The sequence below is a fragment of the Pseudomonas wadenswilerensis genome (genome assembly GCF_900497695.1).
GTDB lineage: Bacteria > Pseudomonadota > Gammaproteobacteria > Pseudomonadales > Pseudomonadaceae > Aquipseudomonas > Aquipseudomonas wadenswilerensis.
Genome location: NZ_UIDD01000003.1, coordinates 75,757 through 93,602, shown reverse-complemented (window position 1 = coordinate 93,602; position 17,846 = coordinate 75,757). Strand labels below are relative to the sequence as shown.

The following is a 17,846-nucleotide window of genomic DNA, read 5'->3' as shown; positions in this document are numbered from 1 at the left end:
GGAGGCGGGAAGACGACTTCATGGGGCGCCGCAAGCCAACCCGGAGTCGTCCCCGCCTCTGCTTTTTTCTGCCCTACTTCAAGCCCAGCTGCGTGCGCAAAAAGTCGTGCAGGCCGACCGCGCTTTTCTTGTAGCCGTCCGCCGTCAGGTGCACCAGATCGCCACGGGCCAAGCCTGAAGCCTGCCAGCCGGCAATCGAACACTGTCCGCCCATATACGCCTGCCAGTCCCAGAACAGGGCATTGGCCTGCTTGGCTGCCTGGCGCTGGATGCGGATCACCTGGGCCAGTTGCTGCGGCTGGCGCGCGGCGCAACTGCGGGCCTTGCGCTGCTTGATCGAGTCCGGCGGACCAACCAGCAGCACCACCGCCCGCGGCAGGTCCTGGCGCAGGCGCTTGAGGGTATTGCGCAGTTGCGTCTGGTACAGGTTGAGATCGAGGGTGTCATCGAAGGCTTCGTTGGTGCCGTAGGCGAGGATCACCAGGTCCGGCCGCAAGGTCTTGAGGTTGTCCTGCCAGCCGGCCTGCCATTTGTCCTGCACCTCAAGACGCGCGCCGTTGATACCCAGCGCCGAATAGATCACCCCGGCATTCTTCTGGCCCTGGATGTACCACCCCCCCAGCACGGTGCCGGGACGGCCGTTGAGGGTCAGGTCCAGCGGCAGACCGAGGTTGCCGACCTGCGGGCCGAAGCGCCATTGCCCGCCGGTTGCCGCCAGCATGCGCTGGTTGCGTCCACGACCGTCGCGCAGCACCAGGGTACTGTTCTCCCGCGCCTGGTACAGCGCCTGCACGCGATAACGTTGGGCACCAGGTTCACGGGCCTCGATGCGTACGCTGGGGTTGGCCGCCATCGGCACCGACAAGTAACCGCCGAGCGGGAACTGCGTGCTCTGCTGATTACGCGCCGACACCAGCTCCCACTGGCGCTTGGCGGCTTTGAGGATAACCTGGTCGTAGCGGGTGCCCGGCACCGGCGTGGCGGCGATCAGGCCGATACCGCCGTCGCCATATCGCGCTTGCAGCAGGCGGCGCATCTCGCCACTGAACAGATCGGCAGCGGTGTGCGAGTCGCCGAACTGAATGATATTGACCGGCGCGCGGTTGGCGTTCTTGAACTTGCCCGCCAGTACCGCCAGGTTGCCATCGACGCGGTTGACCGGGGCCTTGGCCGCCGTATTGGCTGGCCTGGCCGTGGTATTGACCGCCGCCACCGGGCTACAGCCCGGCAGCGCGCAGATCAGCAGGGCCAATCCCAGAATGTTGTGCAGTCGACGCATCAGTGTCCCGTTACAGTGAGGCCGGGAAAGGCGATCATCGAGAGAATCCGTTCCGAGATCAGCTTCTGTCCGGTGGTGGTGAAATGGATGCCGTCATCGACCCGGGTCTTGATCCGTTTGCCCTGGCTGTTCTGCAAAGTAGCGGAGAAGCTGTCGTCGTTGTAACCGAGTGCCGGGTTGGCCGAAACGTAGTGCTGTTGGTACAGGCCGGTCTGTTGCTCGTACAACCCGCTCAGATAAGCCATGGCCGTAGACAGCTTGGGCTTCTGCATGTTCGGCGGCCCGACCCAGATCACCTGCACATTGTGCGCACGGGCCTGGTCAAGAATCGAATCGATGCGCTGGCGATAGGTGACTTCCCACTCCGGCGACTTGAAGCGCAGGAACGGCTTGCCCTTGCCCTGGGGCATGTCCCACGGGTCATTGGGGCCGAGGAAGATCACCATCAGGCGAATGTTCGGCTCGCTTTCCAGGGTCTTGGCCACGGTCTGCGGCCAGTTGAAGAACCCCGGATAGGCAAGGCCGGTGCTTTGCTTGCTGAGGTTGACGCTCTTGATCTGGTAGCGCTTGCGCAGGCTGTTGGCCAGGTGCGGGGCGACGCCCTGCATCAGCGAGTCGCCGACCAGGAACACTTCATCACCGGCCGCCAGGGACACAACGGTGCCCGCTTGCAGCGGCGCCTGGGCAACCTGGGCCGCAGGTTGGGTCACCGGCGCAGCAACGGGCGCAGCAGGTGCCGCCACCTGGACTACGACCGGCTTGCTGACCGCTACCTGCGCGGTAGCTGGCGGCTTGCCCAGGTGCACCGGAACCACCCGGGTCGGCGCCGGCAGCTCGACCGTATCGCTGGCCTCGACCTTGGCCACCAGTACCGGCTCGTTACGTTTTTCCAGGCTATCGACAAAACTGTCGCGGGCATCGCCCAAGGCGTGGGTCAGGTTGCCACCCAGGCGCCAGGCCGGGCTTTGCCCGAGCACCGGCAGCTCGCAGCTCTGGTGATATTTCTGCTGGCAATAGAGGCTGATCGAATCCTGGTTCAGCCAGAACAACAGCAGCGTGGTGATGACGATGGCGTACAACGCCTTGGCCGCGCCCGCTTGCGAGGACATCAAACGACCGGCATTAGAAACTTGCATAGATGAACCCCGGCACGCCCGATTGCGAAGCAAAAATAACCAAGGAAACGAACAACCCCAGCGGTATCGGATACAACTGCCAAGGCAAGCGCGTGGTCGCTGCAAAGAACTGACGCAGGAGCACCAGCAACTGCGGGTAGACAGCCACATACAGCACGCTCACCAGCAACAGCAGGCCGGTACTGGAGAACAATCCATCCAGGCTCAGCCCGCCGATTCCGGCGAGCATGTCCACGGCTTCATCAAGGCTCGCACTGCGGAAGAAGATCCAGGCGAAGGCCACATAGTGGAAGGTCAGCAGACGCGCCGCCAAACCGGCCCCCGGCCAGCGCATCGGCTGCGGCAGGATGTAGGTCGAGGCCTTGTACAGCGCCAGGCCGATACCGTGCAACGCGCCCCAGATGATGAAGTTGATGCTCGCCCCGTGCCACAGCCCGGAAACCAGCATCGCCAGCAGCATGTTCAGGTTGCCGCGCCACACGCCCTGGCGGTTACCGCCCAGGGGGATGTAGACATAGTCGCGAATGAACAGCGACAGGCTGATATGCCAGCGGCCCCAGAATTCCTTGAGGTTGTGCGCGGCATAGGGCGCATTGAAGTTCTCGGGCAGGCGGAAGCCCAGCAGCAAGGCAATGCCGGTGACCAGGTTGGTGTAGCCGCTGAAGTTGAAATAGATCAGGAAGCTGTAGCCATACACGCTCAGCAGGATCTGCTCGGGCGAATAGCTGCCCGGCGTTTCAAACACCGGGTCGACCCACTCGCTGGCCAGCCAGGCGCTGCAAAAGAACAGCTTGACCACCGCCAGGGCGATCAGGCCCAAAGCCCGTTGCGGCTCCAGCACCTCACGGATACCGCTGGTGCGAATCTGCGCCAGCATGTGGCTGGCGCGGTTGACCGGGCCGGCAATCAGGCTGGGGAAGAACGCCAGGTACAGGGCCAGGTCGAACGGCGAAGCCGAGGGCATCTCGCGGCGGTTGATCGACACCAGGTAGCTGACCGAGTGAAAGGCGTAGAACGACAGGCCGATCGGCACCAGCACTTCCAGCACCGGCAGTGACACATCCAGCCCGGCACTGGCCAGGGCACCCTGCACGCCGCCGACAAAGAACTCCTGATACTTGAACAGATAGAAGCAGCCCAGCACCAGCAGCAACACCAGCAAATAGCTGAAGCGCCGCCCGGGATACCGCTCACCGACCAGGCCGAGCAGGTACACCAGGGCGCTGTAGCCCAGCAGGATATACAGGGAGTTGAAGCTGAAACTGGCCACCAGTGCGTAACTGGCCGCCAGCAGCAGGACGTTCTGCAGGCGAACGCTCCAGCACAGGCTCCAGTAGACGATGAAAAACAGTGTGAAGCAGAGGCCGAACTCGATCGAAAGGAAGCTCACAACGTAGTCCATTACGTGACAACAGAAATAGGAGGCTTCACCGCGAGAAACCCGCGGGGTAAAGCGGGCGCGATTATGGCAGAGAGCCATAAGCCCTCACAATGCGAGCCCTGCAGAAAAATCAAGACTTCACCGGCGGCCTTTGTGCAACAGAATGCGACGAAAGATCGCCCCTATCGATTTGCTCCCCCCGCCCCGCTCTGCTAGTGTCGCGCCGTTTATACCGCCACCGAGACAGCCGCCATGGCCCGAAAAAAAGCCTCCATTGATTTCGAGCAATCCCTCGCCGACCTGCAGGTCCTGGTCGAGCGCCTGGAGAACGGCGAGCTGTCGCTGGAAGACTCGCTGACCGCCTTCGAACAAGGCATCAGCCTGACCCGCGACTGCCAGAGCGCTCTGGCCCAGGCCGAACAGAAGGTCCAGGTGTTGCTTGAGCGCGATGGCGAGCTGGCCGCCGAGCCTTTCGATGCGGACCAGGCAGAATGATCAGTCGCTATCAGGCCGACTGCCAGGCCCGGGTCGACGCCGCCCTTGAGCAACTGTTCGTGCCGCCGTCGCAGGAACTCACCCGCCTCTACCAGGCCATGCGCTATAGCGTGATGAACGGCGGCAAGCGCGTACGCCCGCTGCTCGCCTACGCCGCTTGCGAAGCCCTGGGTGGCACGCCGGAGCAAGCCAACGGCGCTGCCTGCGCGGTCGAGCTGATTCACGCCTACTCGCTGGTGCACGACGATTTGCCGGCCATGGACGATGACGACCTGCGCCGCGGCCAGCCGACCACCCACAAGGCCTTCGATGAAGCCTGTGCGATCCTGGCTGGCGACGGCTTGCAGAGCCTGGCCTTCAGTGCCCTGCTCGACCCGCAACTGAGCCCGCAGCAAGACAGCATCCGCCTGGCCATGGTCCAGGCCCTGGCGTTGGCCGCCGGCCCTGCCGGCATGGTCGGCGGCCAGGCCATCGACTTAGGTTCGGTGGGCCTCAAGCTCGACCAGACGGCGCTGGAGTTCATGCACCGGCACAAGACCGGCGCGCTGATCGAAGCCAGCGTCAGGCTCGGCGCCCTGGCCAGCGCCCGCGCCGACCAGACCCAGCTCAAGGCCCTGCAAACGTATGCACAGGCCATCGGCCTGGCGTTCCAGGTCCAGGACGATATCCTCGACGTCGAGAGCGACACAGAAACCCTGGGCAAGCGCCAGGGCGCAGACATCGCCCGCGACAAGCCGACCTACCCGGCCTTGCTCGGCCTCGACGCCGCCAAGGCCTATGCCCTGGAACTGCGCGACCAGGCCCTGCATGCCCTGCGTCCGTTTGACGCGGCGGCCGAGCCGCTGCGGGAACTGGCGCGTTATATCGTTGAACGGCGTAATTAAGCGCAAACCGCATCGCGGGGCAAGCCCGCTCCCACAGCGATCACTGTAGGAGCGGGCTTGCCCCGCGATTAGCTCAAATGGGCAGCCAATACCGCAATAAGGTAAACTGCCGCCACTTCATATCTATAACGATTCGCCTGATGCCCACGACGTTTCAAGAGATCCCCCGCGAACGCCCGGTCACGCCGCTGCTTGACCGTGCTGATACGCCTGCCGGCCTGCGCCGCCTGGCTGAAGCCGACCTGGAGAGCCTGGCCGACGAGTTGCGCCAGGAATTGCTCTATACCGTTGGCCAGACCGGCGGGCATTTCGGTGCCGGCCTGGGCGTCATCGAGCTGACGATCGCCCTGCACTACGTCTTCGACACCCCGGACGACCGCCTGGTGTGGGACGTTGGTCATCAGGCCTATCCGCACAAGATCCTCACCGGTCGCCGCCAGCGCATGAACACGCTGCGCCAGAAGGACGGCCTGGCCGCCTTCCCACGCCGCGCCGAGAGCGAGTACGACACCTTTGGTGTCGGTCACTCCAGCACCTCGATCAGTGCTGCCCTGGGCATGGCCATCGCCGCCCGCCTGCAGAACGATCCGCGCAAGTCCATTGCCGTGATCGGCGACGGCGCACTGACCGCCGGCATGGCTTTCGAGGCGTTGAACCACGCCCAGGAAGTCGATGCCGACATGCTGGTGATCCTCAACGACAACGACATGTCGATTTCGCGCAATGTCGGCGGCCTGTCCAATTACCTGGCCAAGATCCTCTCCAGCCGCACCTACTCGAGCATGCGCGAGGGCAGCAAGAAAGTCCTGTCGCGCCTGCCCGGCGCCTGGGAAATCGCCCGCCGCACCGAAGAATACGCCAAAGGCATGCTGGTGCCCGGCACCCTGTTCGAAGAGCTGGGCTGGAACTACATCGGTCCGATCGATGGCCACGACCTGCCGACCCTGATCACCACCCTGCGCAACATGCGTGACCTCAAGGGCCCGCAGTTCCTGCACGTGGTGACCAAGAAGGGCAAGGGCTTCGCCCCGGCCGAAGTCGACCCGATCGGCTACCACGCGATCACCAAGCTCGAGCCTGTGGACAAACCTGCCGCCGCGCCGAAACAGGCCGCTGGGCCGAAGTACTCCGCGGTGTTCGGCCAATGGCTGTGCGACATGGCGGCGGCCGACCAGCGCCTGGTCGGCATCACCCCGGCCATGAAGGAAGGCTCCGACCTGGTGGCCTTCAGCGAGCGCTACCCGGATCGCTACTTCGACGTCGCCATCGCCGAACAGCACGCGGTAACCCTGGCGGCGGGCATGGCCTGCGAAGGCAGCAAGCCGGTGGTGGCGATCTATTCGACCTTCCTCCAGCGCGCCTACGACCAGCTGATCCATGACGTTGCGGTGCAGAACCTCGACGTACTGTTCGCCATCGACCGCGCCGGCCTGGTCGGCGAAGACGGCCCGACCCACGCAGGCAGCTTCGACCTGTCGTTCCTGCGCTGCATCCCCGGCATGCTGGTGATGACCCCGAGCGACGAGAACGAACTGCGCAAGATGCTCAGCACCGGCCACCTGTACAACGGCCCGGCGGCCGTGCGCTACCCACGCGGCAGCGGCCCGAATGCGACCATCGAGAGCAACCTCGAGCCGTTGGAGATCGGCAAGGGCATCGTTCGCCGCCAGGGCAGCAAGGTCGCCTTGCTGGTGTTCGGCGTGCAGCTGAGCGAAGCCCTGAAAGTTGCCGAGCAGATCGACGCCACCGTGGTTGACATGCGCTTTGTCAAACCGCTGGATGAAGCCCTGGTGCGCGAAATCGCCGGCAGCCACGAGCTGCTGGTGACCCTCGAAGAGAACGCCATCATGGGCGGCGCCGGTGCGGCGGTAAGTGAGTTCCTCGCGCGTGAAGCCCTACTCAAGCCGGTGCTGCACCTGGGCCTGCCAGATGTGTATGTCGAGCATGCCAAGCCTGCGCAGATGCTGGCCGAGTGCGGGCTGGATGCGGCCGGGATCGAGGCTTCGGTGCGTCAGCGGATGCAACTGCTCGGTCTTTGATCTTCGGGGCCTTAACCGGCCTCATCGCTGGCAAGCCAGCTCCCACAAGTACAGCGCATGCAGAACCTGTGGGAGCTGGCTTGCCAGCGATAGCAATGGAACTGCCCATGAAATCCCTGCGCCTGGTAGCCCCACTCCTGCTATTGCCGACCACCCTGCTGGCCGAGCCCATCGACCGCGAAAGCGCCCTGAAGCTGCCCGACACGCTGATCAGCGCCAACCGCCAGGTCGAAGACCGCACCCAGACCAGCGCCGCCAACACGGTGTTCACCCGTGCTGACATCGACCGCCTGCAACCTTCCAGCATCACTGACCTGCTGACCCGGGTACCGGGTGTTCAGGTCTCGCGCACCGGCGGGCGTGGCAGCCTGCCCGGCATCTTCATTCGCGGCACCAAGTCGGCCCAGAGCCTGGTGCTGGTGGACGGCGTACGCATCGCCAACACCTCGTCCGGTGACAGCGGCCTGCAGTTTCTCAACATCGATCAGATCGAGCGGGTCGAAGTACTGCGCGGGTCGCGCTCGGCGATCTATGGCAGCGATGCGATTGGCGGGGTGATCCAGATCTTCACCCGCCGCGCCAGCACGCCCGGCCTGCAGCCACGCCTGCACCTGGCCGGCGGCAGCAACAAGACCTGGCAGCGTGATGTTGGCCTGTCCGGTGGTGACGAGCGCACCCGTTTCAACCTCGCCGCCGGCCTGGACGAAACCGCTGGCATCAACGCCACCCGCGAATCGTTTCCCGCCAACGGCGATCACGATGCCTACCGCAACAAGAGCCTGAGCCTGAACCTCAGCCATGTCGCCAGCGACTCGCTGGAGCTGGGCCTGAACTGGCTCGACAGCCACGGGCGCAGCGAATACGACAATCTGTTTGGCGACCAGAGCCAGCCTTATACCGACTTCAACGTCTCCAGCGTCGGCACCTATGCCGACGCCCAGTTCACCGAGATGTGGCATTCACGCCTGGAGCTGGGCCACAGCGAAAACCGTGATACCAAGCGCGACTCACTGCAACCGGGCGGTAGCGAGTTCAACACCTATCGCGATTCGCTGAACTGGCAGAATGACCTGAGCCTCGACGAACACAACAACCTGCTGCTGGGTGGCGACTGGTACCAGGACCGCCTGCACGGCAGCACGCCCCTGGACGAAGACAGCCGCTGGAACCGCGCCGCCTTTGTGCAGCACCGCTACAAGGACGACAGCTTCAGCACCGAAGTGGGCGTGCGCCGCGACCAGAACCAGCAGTTCGGCAGCCAGAACAGCTGGAGCGCCAGCCTCGGCCTGCCGCTCAACGCGGACAACGACCTGCTGCTGTCCTACAGCGAAGGCTTCCGCGCGCCGACCTTCAATGACCTCTACTACCCGGACTTTGGCAACCCCGACCTCAAGCCCGAGCGCTCGAAAAGCTACGAATTGCAATGGCGCAGCCAACTGGCTGAAACCACCCGGCTGGAGGCGTCGCTGTACCGCACCGACCTGCGCAATGCGATCTCCCTGGGCCCCAACTACATTCCGCACAATGTCGGTTCGGCACGGATCAACGGCTTCGAAGCCAGCCTGCATCAGGCGTGGTTCGGCTGGCAGAGCAACCTGGGCCTGTCGCTGATCGACCCGCGTGACCGCGATTCCGGGCACACCCTGGAACGCCGTGCCCGCCGTACCTTGAGCCTGGACCTGGATCGCCAGTTCGATCGCCTGGGCCTCGGTGCCAGCTGGCAGGCGGTCAGCAGCAGTTACGCGGATGCGGACAACAAACGCTCACTCAGTGGCTACGGTCTGCTCGGTTTGCGCAGCAGCTGGAACCTGAGCCGCGAGATTCGCCTGGAGCTCAAAGCCGATAACCTGCTGGACAAAGCCTACAGCCGCGCGCAGTACAACTATGGCGCAGGCTATGCTGACTATCGTGAAGAGGGCCGAACCTGGCTATTGGGCGTCACCTGGACGCCGGCGCTTTAGCCTGCAACAACGCACACAACTTCGCCGTCGCTTCGATCATCTGCCCACTGGGGCGCTCCAGGCCTTTGTCCGGCACCTGCAGCAACAGGCCGTCGCGCACTGCCGCAACGTTGGGCCAGGCCTTCCAGGCGTCTAGCTGAGGCTGATCGGGGGCGAGGATGACTTGGGGATTGCGCGCCAGCACGGTCTCCAGGTTGACCTGAGGCGCCGGCTGGGTGAGGTCGGCGAACACGTTGCGCGCGCCGCAGACGCTGAGGGCATCGGAGATGATCTGATAGCCACCAACGGTGTACAGCGGCTTGTCCCAGACCTGATAGAACACCGACAGCGGGCGCTCTCGGCGGTACTGTTGGCGTAACGCTGCAAGGCGGCTGCGCAAGGCATCGGCCAACTGCCCGCCTTGCTCCTTGCGCCCGATGCGCACGCCAATTTCGTCGACCTGGGAAACCAGGTCATCCAGCTCGTGCACATCGACGCTATACAGCGGGATACCGAGACGTTCGAGCTGGTCGCGCTGGGCCGCCGGCACGCTGCCCGGCCAGTACAGCACCAGATCCGGGCGCACGCTGAGCAGGCGCTCCATGTCCAGTTGGCCATAGCGGCCAACCAGCGGCACGTCTTCCAGTTGCGCCGGCCGTTCGTGCCACTCGGCCATGCCCACCAGCAGATCGCCGGCCTGCAGGTCGAGAATGATTTCAGTGATCGAAGGCGCCAGGCTGACCACTCGCGGCGCTGCCGCCAATGGCATGCCGAGGGCCAGCAGCAACAGCCACAGGTAACGGCGCATCAGCCGAGCTGGCGAGGGATACGGTAGAGGTAGAGCAGGACCAGGCTGGAGATCGCCAGGAGGATCTGCGGCACCGCCTCAAGGCCGACGAATACCGACAGCGCAGCGACCCAGGCCGGCAGGCAGGCGAACAGCATGCCCAGCCGGCGGATGCGCGCCAGTTCGATCCAGGCACCTGGCTCGTCGTCAGTGTTCAAGGCTTTCTGGGTCGCGATCAGCCCATGCTTGTACGCACCGAAGCGCGGCAGGCTGAGGAACATCGACGCCACGCCGGCGATGAACATCGGCATGGCCAGGATCGGAATCAGCGCCTGCACGCCACCAAAGGCCCAGGCGAACACCAGCAACGGTGCCAGCGCCACCGCCAGGTACTGCCACCAGGCCAGCTCCAGACGACGGCGAACCTGGGCGCGGGTCACGCCCGACCGGCCTCGCCCTGGTGCTCGTTGCCCATCATGTGGCCGAGCTTGCCGGCTTTGGTCGCCAGGTAGTGTTTGTTATGCGGGTTGTGGCCGGTGTGCAGCGGCACGCGCTCGGCAACCGGGATGCCCATGCTGGTGAGGGCCTTGACCTTGCGCGGGTTGTTGGTCATCAGCCGCAGCGACTTGACCCCCAGATGCTCGAGCATCGGCTGGCACATGCCGTAGTCACGCTGGTCGGCGGCAAAGCCCAGGCGCTCGTTGGCCTCGACAGTGTCGGCGCCGCCGTCTTGCAGCTCGTAGGCGCGGATCTTGTTCAACAGGCCAATGCCGCGGCCTTCCTGGCGCAGGTACAGCAGCACGCCGCGGCCTTCGCGGGCGATCGCCTGCAGGGCCGCTTCGAGTTGCGAACCGCAGTCGCAGCGCTGGCTGAACAAGGCGTCGCCGGTCAGGCATTCGGAATGCAGGCGCCCCAGCACCGGCTGCCCGTCGGCCACATCACCCAGGCTGAGCACGACGTGCTCGCGGCCGGTGGCTTCATCGAGAAAACCATGCATGGTGAAGGTCGCAAAGGGGGTAGGCAGCTTGGAAGCGGCAACAAAAACGACGGGCACGTTGTGCTCCTGATCAGTAACTTGAAAATTGACGTGGGGCGATTGTATCAGCAGCGCAGCGCCGCTGCTTAGGCTGAATTATTGGGCAAACAGATCGAGAGGTTCGATATTGCCTAACGGTTCTTGCCCTCGCCGTCGAACGGATACGGCTGTTGCCAGTGCTCGAAGATCGCCCGCAACTCGCCACTGGCCACCAGCTTGTCCATGCGTTGATCGAACAGGACGCGCAACGCCTTGCCCTCGGCGGTGCGGCCAAAGGCGATGTACAGCGGCAGTTCGGCCAGATGGCTGCGGCGGAACAGCTCGGGCTTGGGCGCCTGTTCGAGGACATAGTCGACTTCGGTCAGGGCATCGATGTAGAAGTCGACGCGATCGTGCTCAAGCATCGGCAAAATCCCCTCGCGGCGCTGGATCTCGCGAAAATGGCCGACGTTGGGCAGGTAGTTCTTGTAGTCATAACCGCGCACCCAGGCCAGGCGATACTGGCCAAGGGTCTGCTGGGTGGGCACAGGACGGCTGGCCAGGCCCAGGGCATAGATATGGTCCATGTCGAAGTACCAGCGCGGGTAGAGGTTGTCGGCGTTCTCTTCGTGATAGGAGCCGACCCAGGCATCCGCCTCACCACGCTTGACCAGGCCGACCGCACGGCTGTACGGCGCACTCAGGGTACGGACCCTGACGCCGGCCGGCTCGAACACCTTGCGCAGCACGTCCCAGGCCAGGCCGCTGCCATCGGCGTTGGTGTAATCGAGCCATTCCTCACTGACCAGACGGACCTGGCCGGGCGTCGCCAAGGGCGCATCAGCCGCCTTTACCACATTTGCCGCCAGAACCAGCAACAACAGCAACAGCCGCCATCCCGTCATCACCCCGCTCCCTTAGGTAAAGCTCCATACCAGAACCTGCATGCCCAGCCAGGCAAACACCCCCGCCAGCACATCGTCGAGCATGATCCCGACCCCGCCATGTACGTGACGGTCAACCCAGCGGATCGGCCAGGGCTTGAGGATGTCGAAAAATCGGAACATCAAGAAGCCCGCCAGCAGCCACAACCAGCCTTCTGGCACCAGCCACAGGGTGATCCACATACCGACCATTTCGTCCCAGACGATCCCCTCATGGTCGTGGACTTTCAGGTCATCGGCGACCTTGCCGCACAGCCAGAAGCCGAACAGCATGGTCAGGCCGAGCATCAGCCAGTAGCCCCAGTCGGGCAGCATCTGCCACAACGGGATAAAAGGTAGAGCCACCAGCGAGCCCCAGGTTCCCGGCGCCTTGGGCAAAGTCCCGGAGCCGAAGCCGAAAGCCAGAAAATGCCAGGGATTGCGCCAGACCGACGGCGGAACGAACTCCGCTGGCACCTGTTTGGGGTGATCGGTCACGGTGTCTCCTTAAAATGTTGATAGCCCCGGGTTTGCGGGGTGATGTCCTGGCCGCCGCCATCGAGCAGGCGCACGCCGCTCCCGGCACCGACCCGCCCGACCACATGGATCGGCCAGCCGGCCGCCAGCAGGGACGCAAGCTCGGCTTCGGGCAAGGTAAAGGCCAGGACGTAATCATCGCCCCCGGCCAGTGCCGCCTGTTGCGCGTCGTCGTGGCCGAGAACAGCCTGCAGTGCCGCCGACAACGGTAACCGCTCAAGCTCGACCTGCAATGCCACATCCGACGCCTTGGCGATATGCCCACAATCGGCGAGCAGGCCGTCGGAAATGTCCAGCGCCGCCGTAGCCTTGCCGCGCAACGCCTGGCCCAACGCCAGTTGCGGCTGCGGCGACCAGTAATGGGCAAGCAGGGGCTCGGCCTGGGCAGCATCGGCCACGCGTTCGCCCAGCACCAGCGGCAAGGCGCCGGCGGCATTGCCCAGCTCGCCACCGACACAGAGCAGATCACCGGCTCGCGCACCGCTGCGGGTCAGGGCCTGACCGCCCGGCACACGGCCGAACACGGTCATGGTCAGGCTCAGCGGGCCACGGGTGGTATCACCGCCAATCAGGCTCAGCTGGCAACTTTCGGCCATCTGGTTCAAACCGCAGGCATAGGCTTGCAGCCAGTCGGCGCGAACCTCCGGCAGGGTCAGGGCAAGGGTAAAGCCGATGGGCGTGGCGCCCATGGCCGCCAGGTCACTGGCAGCGACGGCCAGCGAACGCTGACCGAGCAGAAAAGGGTCGCAGACAGCCGGGAAATGCACCCCGGCCACCAGCGTATCGGTGGAGATCGCCAGCTGTTCGCCCGGTGGCACGCTGAGCAAGGCGCAATCATCGCCAATGCCCAGCGCCACGCCTTCACCACCTTGCGCACAGGACGCGGCGGCGAAGTAATGACGAATCAGCTCGAACTCACCCATTGGCACATAGCGCCGCAATCAGCGCTTGAACGCCTTGACTTCGGCTTCACGCAGGCGTGGAGCCAGCTTGTCGAGCACGCCATTGACGAATTTGTGGCCGTCGGTGGCGCCAAACACTTTGGCCAGCTCCACACCTTCGTTGATCACGACGCGGTACGGGACGTCAACGCGCATCATGAACTCCCAGGTGGACAGGCGCAGCACTGCCAGTTCAACTGGATCGAGCTCTTCAAGGGCCAGGTCCAGGCACGGCTTCAGTGCTTCGTCGATTTCGGCCTTTTTCACCGGAACCCCGTGAAGGATTTCGCGGAAGTAGGCACCGTCGACATCGGTGAAATCGTTATCGACCCGGAACTGCGCTTCGATCTCGTTCAGCGACTGCTTGGCCATGTGCCATTGGTACAGGGCCTGAGTCGCGAGCTGACGGGCTTCGCGACGCTTGGCGCTTTTCGATGGCTTGCCAGCATCCGCAGGTTTTGGATCGCGCGGGTTGAAACGATCGCTTTCGTCGCTAATCACTTGGCCTCCAACTGCGCCAGCAGGCTGACCATTTCCAGAGCGGACAGGGCAGCTTCGGCGCCCTTGTTGCCGGCCTTGGTGCCGGAACGCTCAATGGCCTGTTCGATCGAGTCGACGGTCAGGACACCGAAGGAGACCGGCACGCCGAACTCCATGGACACCTGGGCCAGGCCCTTGGTGCATTCGCCCGCTACGTATTCAAAATGCGGGGTACCGCCACGGATCACGGCGCCCAGGGCGATGATCGCGGCATATTCGCTTTGCTGGGCGACTTTCTGTGCTACCAGCGGGATTTCGAAGGCACCCGGGGCACGGATGATGGTGATGTCGCTTTCGTTCACACCGTGGCGAACCAGGGCGTCAACGGCACCGCTCACCAGGCTTTCGACAACGAAGCTGTTGAAGCGGCCAACCACCAAAGCATAGCGACCTTTGGGGGCGATGAAGGTACCTTCGATGGTCTTCAGGGTCATTCCGGAGTTCTCATCTTAAAGAGCCAGGCCGCAAACGGGCGGCCTGTGGGGGTTTGGGACACGAATGGCAGCGCGACAAACCGCCTGCTTTATTCGGAGGGCACGTATTCTACAACTTCCAGATCGAATCCGGATATCGCATTGAACTTCATTGGCGAACTCATCAGGCGCATTTTGCGCACGCCGAGGTCGCGCAGGATCTGCGAACCGGCACCGACGGTGCTGTAGGTGGTCGGGGTTTTCGCCTGCGGGGCAGCGTCGGCGCTTTCGCGAATGTGCGCCAGCAGCACGTCGCCATCGAGCGGGTGACCGAGCAGCAGCACCACACCGCTGCCAGCGTCTGCAACGGCGCTCATGGCCGCGCGCAGGCTCCAGCGGCCCGGTTGCTTGACCATCAGCAGGTCGCGCAGCGGGTCCATGTTGTGCACCCGTACCAGGGTCGGTTCTTCGGCGCAGATGTTGCCCAGGGTCAGGGCCATGTGCACGTCGCCCTCGACCGAGTCACGGTAGGTGACCAGGTTGAAATGGCCCAGCTCGCTGTCCAGCGGCTGCTCGGAAACCCGCTGAACGGTACGTTCGTGGATCATCCGGTAGTGGATCAGGTCGGCGATGGTGCCGATCTTGATGTTGTGTTCGGCGGCGAAGGTTTCCAGCTCGGCACGACGGGACATGGTGCCGTCATCGTTCATCACCTCGCAGATCACCCCGCTCGGCTCGAAACCGGCCATGCGCGCCAGGTCGCAGGCAGCTTCGGTGTGGCCGGCACGGGCCAGGGTACCACCCGGCTGGGCCATCAACGGGAAGATGTGACCGGGGCTGACGATGTCTTCGGCCTTGGCATCACGGGCAGCGGCAGCCTGCACGGTGCGCGCGCGGTCGGCGGCGGAGATGCCGGTGGTGACCCCGGTGGCGGCTTCGATCGACACGGTGAACTTGGTACCGAAGCCCGAGCCATTACGTGGCGCCATCAGCGGCAGCTTGAGCGTTTCGCAGCGCTCGCGCGACATCGGCATGCAGATCAGGCCGCGGGCGTGCTTGGCCATGAAGTTGATGTGTTCGGCCTTGCAGCACTCGGCGGCCATGATCAGGTCGCCTTCGTTCTCGCGGTCTTCGTCGTCCATGAGGATGACCATTTTGCCCTGGCGGATGTCTTCGACCAGTTCTTCGATGCTGTTGAGCGCCACGTGGCACCCCCTTTCAAATCAGGATTTCAGGTAGCCGTTGGCGGCCAGGAAACTTTCGGTGATGCCGCTGCCTTTGCTCGGCTCGGCGGCCTTGTCACCCAGCAGCAGACGCTCCAGGTAACGTGCCAGCAGGTCGACCTCAAGGTTCACCCGACGACCTGGACGGTAGTCGGCCATGATGGTTTCGGCCAGGGTGTGCGGGACGATGGTCAGCTCGAACTCGGCGCCATCGACGACGTTCACCGTCAGGCTGGTGCCGTCGACGGTGATCGAGCCCTTGTGGGCAATGTATTTGGCCAGTTCTTTCGGCGCACGGATGCGGAACTGGATGGCGCGGGCGTTATCGCTGCGCGAGACCACTTCGCCGACGCCGTCGACGTGGCCGCTGACCAGGTGACCGCCCAGGCGGGTGGTCGGTGTCAGGGCCTTTTCCAGGTTGACCCGGCTGCCGCTTTTGAGCTCGTTGAAGGCGGTGCAGTCGAGGGTTTCGCGGCTGACGTCGGCCCAGAAGCCATCGCCAGGCAGTTCGACCGCAGTCAGGCACACGCCGTTGACGGCGATGCTGTCGCCCAGTTTGACGTCGCCCAGGTCGAGCTTGCCGGTTTCGACATACACCCGCACATCACCGCCTTTGGGGGTCAGGGAACGGATGCTGCCAATCGATTCGATGATGCCGGTGAACATGGAGTCCTCCTCGAGAACAGGGCTGCGCGTGGCGCTAGCCGCAAATTATACGCCGGGCGCCGGCTTCGGTACCGCAGTGACTCGCCAGTCATCGCCTATTGCGCGCATTTCGGTGATCTGCAAATGGGGCGCCTGGCTCATTTTTTCCAGTGGCCAGTCGAGCAATGGCCGGGCATTGGAGCCGAGAATGCGCCCGGCGACAAAAATCTGATACTCATCGATCAGGCCCTGCCGGGCAAAGGCACCGACCAAGCCGGCGCCGGCTTCGACCAGCACTTCGTTGATGCCACGGGCCGCCAGCTCGAGCATCAGTGCGGGCAAATCGACGCGGCCATCGCTGCCCGGCAGGTGTAACAGCTCATGCCCGGCTTCAACATAACGCGGGTCGACTTCAGCGGCGGTTACCACCAGGGCCGGCCCCGCTTGAAAGAACGCTGCATCGAGCGGCAAACGCAAACGGCCGTCGATCAACACCCGCAAAGGTGGACGGGCCAGGGCCAGCGCGGTGGTTTCAGGGTCCAGGCCAAGTTCTTCGCCGCGCACGGTCATCCGCGCGTTATCGGCCAGCACGCTTTCGGCGCTGGTCAGCACCACGCTGGATCGTGCACGCAAACGCTGCACCGCCGAGCGCGCCGCCGGGCCGGTGATCCACTGGCTCTCGCCGCTGGCCATGGCCGTGCGGCCGTCCAGGCTCATCGCCAGCTTGGCCCGCACGAACGGCAGGCCGTGTTCCATGCGCTTGAGAAAACCCGGGTTCAGGGCGCGGGCTTCAGCTTCAAGCACACCGCTGGCGACTTCTATGCCAGCGTCGGCCAGGCGCTTGAGGCCTTGGCCGGCGACTTGCGGATTAGGGTCCTGCATGGCCGCTACCACCCGCGCCACGCCGGCCTTGACCAGCGCCTCGGCACAGGGCGGCGTGCGCCCGTGGTGGCTGCACGGCTCAAGGGTGACGTAGGCACAGGCGCCGCGGGCCAGCTCACCGGCCTGGCGCAAGGCATGTACTTCGGCATGGGGCTCGCCGGCACGCACGTGCCAGCCTTCACCGACGACCTGGCCATCACGGACGATCACGCAGCCGACGCGCGGGTTCGGGTGGGTGGAGTACAAGCCCTTGCGGGCCAACTCGATGGCCCGGGCCATGTAGTGCGCATCAAGCACCGCGCGTTCGCTGGACATGCTCACTCTTTAGCCGGCACACGGGCCAGGCGGTCGATTTCTTCACGGAACTCGTTGAGGTCCTGGAAGCGCCGGTACACGGAGGCAAAGCGGATATAGGCGACTTCATCGAGCTTCTGCAGCTCGGCCATGACCAGCTCGCCGACCACCAGCGACTTGATCTCGCGCTCGCCGGTGGCCCGCAGCTTGTGCTTGATGTGCGCCAGCGCCGCTTCCAGGCGCTCGACGCTGACCGGACGTTTTTCCAGGGCGCGCTGCATACCGGCGCGCAGTTTTTCTTCGTCGAAGGGCTGGCGGCTGCCGTCCTGCTTGATCAGCCGGGGCAGAACCAGTTCGGCGGTTTCGAAGGTGGTGAAGCGCTCACCGCAGGCAACGCATTCGCGCCGACGGCGCACTTGCTCGCCCTCGGCAACCAGTCGCGAGTCGATGACCTTGGTGTCGTTGGCACCGCAGAAGGGACAGTGCATGGTG

19 protein-coding genes are annotated in these 17,846 nt (G+C 64.2%); 4 read left to right on the top strand and 15 right to left on the bottom strand.

Annotation, left to right across the window (positions count from 1 at the left end; genetic code table 11):
* Positions 1 to 73: 73 nt before the first annotated feature.
* From CCOS864_RS03795 to CCOS864_RS03785, 3 genes are read right to left on the bottom strand one after another with little or no spacing between them, the layout of a single operon-like run.
* Complete coding sequence (locus CCOS864_RS03795) at positions 74 to 1,279, bottom strand: SGNH/GDSL hydrolase family protein (protein WP_115085116.1); 1,206 nt, start codon at positions 1,277 to 1,279, stop codon at positions 74 to 76.
* Positions 1,279 to 2,388 carry an SGNH/GDSL hydrolase family protein gene (locus CCOS864_RS03790; RefSeq protein WP_338068365.1) on the bottom strand — a complete coding sequence of 370 codons (1,110 nt, stop codon included), beginning with the start codon at positions 2,386 to 2,388 and terminating at the stop codon, positions 1,279 to 1,281. Before CCOS864_RS03790 ends, CCOS864_RS03795 begins: the two co-directional genes overlap by 1 nt.
* Before the next feature lie 13 nt (positions 2,389 to 2,401).
* A complete protein-coding gene (locus tag CCOS864_RS03785; RefSeq protein WP_233674426.1) occupies positions 2,402 to 3,805 on the bottom strand; it encodes an MBOAT family O-acyltransferase in 1,404 nt (467 codons plus the stop codon).
* A gap of 243 nt (positions 3,806 to 4,048) precedes the next feature.
* Here CCOS864_RS03785 and CCOS864_RS03780 point away from each other — a divergent pair, with 243 nt between their 5' ends.
* From CCOS864_RS03780 to CCOS864_RS03765, 4 genes are all read left to right on the top strand, one after another.
* On the top strand, positions 4,049 to 4,291 hold the full coding sequence (locus CCOS864_RS03780; RefSeq protein ID WP_115085113.1) for an exodeoxyribonuclease VII small subunit: 243 nt from the start codon (positions 4,049 to 4,051) through the stop codon (positions 4,289 to 4,291).
* Positions 4,288 to 5,175 carry a (2E,6E)-farnesyl diphosphate synthase gene (gene ispA / locus CCOS864_RS03775; protein ID WP_115085112.1) on the top strand — a complete coding sequence of 296 codons (888 nt, stop codon included), beginning with the start codon at positions 4,288 to 4,290 and terminating at the stop codon, positions 5,173 to 5,175. Before CCOS864_RS03780 ends, ispA begins: the two co-directional genes overlap by 4 nt.
* Positions 5,176 to 5,315: 140 nt before the next feature.
* Positions 5,316 to 7,214, top strand: a complete 1,899-nt coding sequence (gene dxs / locus CCOS864_RS03770; RefSeq protein WP_115085111.1) for a 1-deoxy-D-xylulose-5-phosphate synthase — start codon at positions 5,316 to 5,318, stop codon at positions 7,212 to 7,214.
* A gap of 107 nt (positions 7,215 to 7,321) precedes the next feature.
* Positions 7,322 to 9,175, top strand: a complete 1,854-nt coding sequence (locus CCOS864_RS03765) for a TonB-dependent receptor domain-containing protein (RefSeq protein WP_115085110.1) — start codon at positions 7,322 to 7,324, stop codon at positions 9,173 to 9,175.
* Here the strand turns inward: CCOS864_RS03765 and CCOS864_RS03760 are convergent.
* The 12 genes from CCOS864_RS03760 to nrdR all read right to left on the bottom strand — a co-directional run bounded on the left by CCOS864_RS03760 (position 9,153) and on the right by nrdR (position 17,842).
* Positions 9,153 to 9,962, bottom strand: coding sequence for a cobalamin-binding protein (locus CCOS864_RS03760; protein ID WP_115085109.1), 810 nt, complete (start codon positions 9,960 to 9,962; stop codon positions 9,153 to 9,155). The two genes, CCOS864_RS03765 and CCOS864_RS03760, sit on opposite strands and share 23 nt — an antisense overlap.
* Positions 9,962 to 10,381 carry an MFS transporter gene (locus CCOS864_RS03755; protein WP_115085108.1) on the bottom strand — a complete coding sequence of 140 codons (420 nt, stop codon included), beginning with the start codon at positions 10,379 to 10,381 and terminating at the stop codon, positions 9,962 to 9,964. The genes CCOS864_RS03760 and CCOS864_RS03755 overlap by 1 nt, the downstream gene beginning before the upstream one ends.
* Positions 10,378 to 10,995 (bottom strand): GTP cyclohydrolase II, encoded by a 618-nt coding sequence (gene ribA, locus CCOS864_RS03750; RefSeq protein WP_115085107.1) that lies wholly within the window; start codon positions 10,993 to 10,995, stop codon positions 10,378 to 10,380. The genes CCOS864_RS03755 and ribA overlap by 4 nt, the downstream gene beginning before the upstream one ends.
* Before the next feature lie 113 nt (positions 10,996 to 11,108).
* Complete coding sequence (locus CCOS864_RS03745; protein ID WP_115085106.1) at positions 11,109 to 11,861, bottom strand: substrate-binding periplasmic protein; 753 nt, start codon at positions 11,859 to 11,861, stop codon at positions 11,109 to 11,111.
* Positions 11,862 to 11,873: 12 nt separating this feature from the next.
* Positions 11,874 to 12,377, bottom strand: a complete 504-nt coding sequence (locus CCOS864_RS03740) for a phosphatidylglycerophosphatase A family protein (protein ID WP_115085105.1) — start codon at positions 12,375 to 12,377, stop codon at positions 11,874 to 11,876.
* The gene (gene thiL, locus CCOS864_RS03735; protein WP_115085104.1) at positions 12,374 to 13,339 is read right to left on the bottom strand and encodes a thiamine-phosphate kinase; all 966 of its coding nucleotides are present in this window, start codon (positions 13,337 to 13,339) and stop codon (positions 12,374 to 12,376) included. The genes CCOS864_RS03740 and thiL overlap by 4 nt, the downstream gene beginning before the upstream one ends.
* A gap of 18 nt (positions 13,340 to 13,357) precedes the next feature.
* Entirely contained in the window at positions 13,358 to 13,858 is a 501-nt protein-coding gene (gene nusB, locus CCOS864_RS03730; RefSeq protein WP_115085103.1) for a transcription antitermination factor NusB, read from the bottom strand.
* On the bottom strand, positions 13,855 to 14,331 hold the full coding sequence (ribH, locus tag CCOS864_RS03725) for a 6,7-dimethyl-8-ribityllumazine synthase (protein WP_010222842.1): 477 nt from the start codon (positions 14,329 to 14,331) through the stop codon (positions 13,855 to 13,857). Before ribH ends, nusB begins: the two co-directional genes overlap by 4 nt.
* A gap of 89 nt (positions 14,332 to 14,420) precedes the next feature.
* Positions 14,421 to 15,515 carry a bifunctional 3,4-dihydroxy-2-butanone-4-phosphate synthase/GTP cyclohydrolase II gene (gene ribBA, locus CCOS864_RS03720; protein ID WP_115085102.1) on the bottom strand — a complete coding sequence of 365 codons (1,095 nt, stop codon included), beginning with the start codon at positions 15,513 to 15,515 and terminating at the stop codon, positions 14,421 to 14,423.
* 18 nt (positions 15,516 to 15,533) lie between these two features.
* Entirely contained in the window at positions 15,534 to 16,199 is a 666-nt protein-coding gene (locus CCOS864_RS03715; RefSeq protein WP_010222840.1) for a riboflavin synthase, read from the bottom strand.
* Positions 16,200 to 16,244: 45 nt separating this feature from the next.
* Complete coding sequence (gene ribD / locus CCOS864_RS03710; protein WP_115085101.1) at positions 16,245 to 17,375, bottom strand: bifunctional diaminohydroxyphosphoribosylaminopyrimidine deaminase/5-amino-6-(5-phosphoribosylamino)uracil reductase RibD; 1,131 nt, start codon at positions 17,373 to 17,375, stop codon at positions 16,245 to 16,247.
* 2 nt (positions 17,376 to 17,377) lie between these two features.
* Positions 17,378 to 17,842 carry a transcriptional regulator NrdR gene (nrdR, locus tag CCOS864_RS03705; protein WP_010222838.1) on the bottom strand — a complete coding sequence of 155 codons (465 nt, stop codon included), beginning with the start codon at positions 17,840 to 17,842 and terminating at the stop codon, positions 17,378 to 17,380.
* Positions 17,843 to 17,846 lie beyond the last annotated feature (4 nt).

What these genes read in the sequence shown, in the direction of transcription:
- CCOS864_RS03795 (WP_115085116.1), bottom strand. Translation starts at nt 1,279, where the DNA reads ATGCGTCGACTGCACAACATTCTGGGATTGGCCCTGCTGATCTGCGCG.
- CCOS864_RS03790 (WP_338068365.1), bottom strand. Translation starts at nt 2,388, where the DNA reads ATGTCCTCGCAAGCGGGCGCGGCCAAGGCGTTGTACGCCATCGTCATC.
- CCOS864_RS03780 (WP_115085113.1), top strand. Translation starts at nt 4,049, where the DNA reads ATGGCCCGAAAAAAAGCCTCCATTGATTTCGAGCAATCCCTCGCCGAC.
- ispA (WP_115085112.1), top strand. Translation starts at nt 4,288, where the DNA reads ATGATCAGTCGCTATCAGGCCGACTGCCAGGCCCGGGTCGACGCCGCC.
- dxs (WP_115085111.1), top strand. Translation starts at nt 5,316, where the DNA reads ATGCCCACGACGTTTCAAGAGATCCCCCGCGAACGCCCGGTCACGCCG.
- CCOS864_RS03765 (WP_115085110.1), top strand. Translation starts at nt 7,322, where the DNA reads ATGAAATCCCTGCGCCTGGTAGCCCCACTCCTGCTATTGCCGACCACC.
- CCOS864_RS03760 (WP_115085109.1), bottom strand. Translation starts at nt 9,962, where the DNA reads ATGCGCCGTTACCTGTGGCTGTTGCTGCTGGCCCTCGGCATGCCATTG.
- CCOS864_RS03745 (WP_115085106.1), bottom strand. Translation starts at nt 11,861, where the DNA reads ATGACGGGATGGCGGCTGTTGCTGTTGTTGCTGGTTCTGGCGGCAAAT.
- thiL (WP_115085104.1), bottom strand. Translation starts at nt 13,339, where the DNA reads ATGGGTGAGTTCGAGCTGATTCGTCATTACTTCGCCGCCGCGTCCTGT.
- ribH (WP_010222842.1), bottom strand. Translation starts at nt 14,331, where the DNA reads ATGACCCTGAAGACCATCGAAGGTACCTTCATCGCCCCCAAAGGTCGC.
- CCOS864_RS03715 (WP_010222840.1), bottom strand. Translation starts at nt 16,199, where the DNA reads ATGTTCACCGGCATCATCGAATCGATTGGCAGCATCCGTTCCCTGACC.
- ribD (WP_115085101.1), bottom strand. Translation starts at nt 17,375, where the DNA reads ATGTCCAGCGAACGCGCGGTGCTTGATGCGCACTACATGGCCCGGGCC.
- nrdR (WP_010222838.1), bottom strand. Translation starts at nt 17,842, where the DNA reads ATGCACTGTCCCTTCTGCGGTGCCAACGACACCAAGGTCATCGACTCG.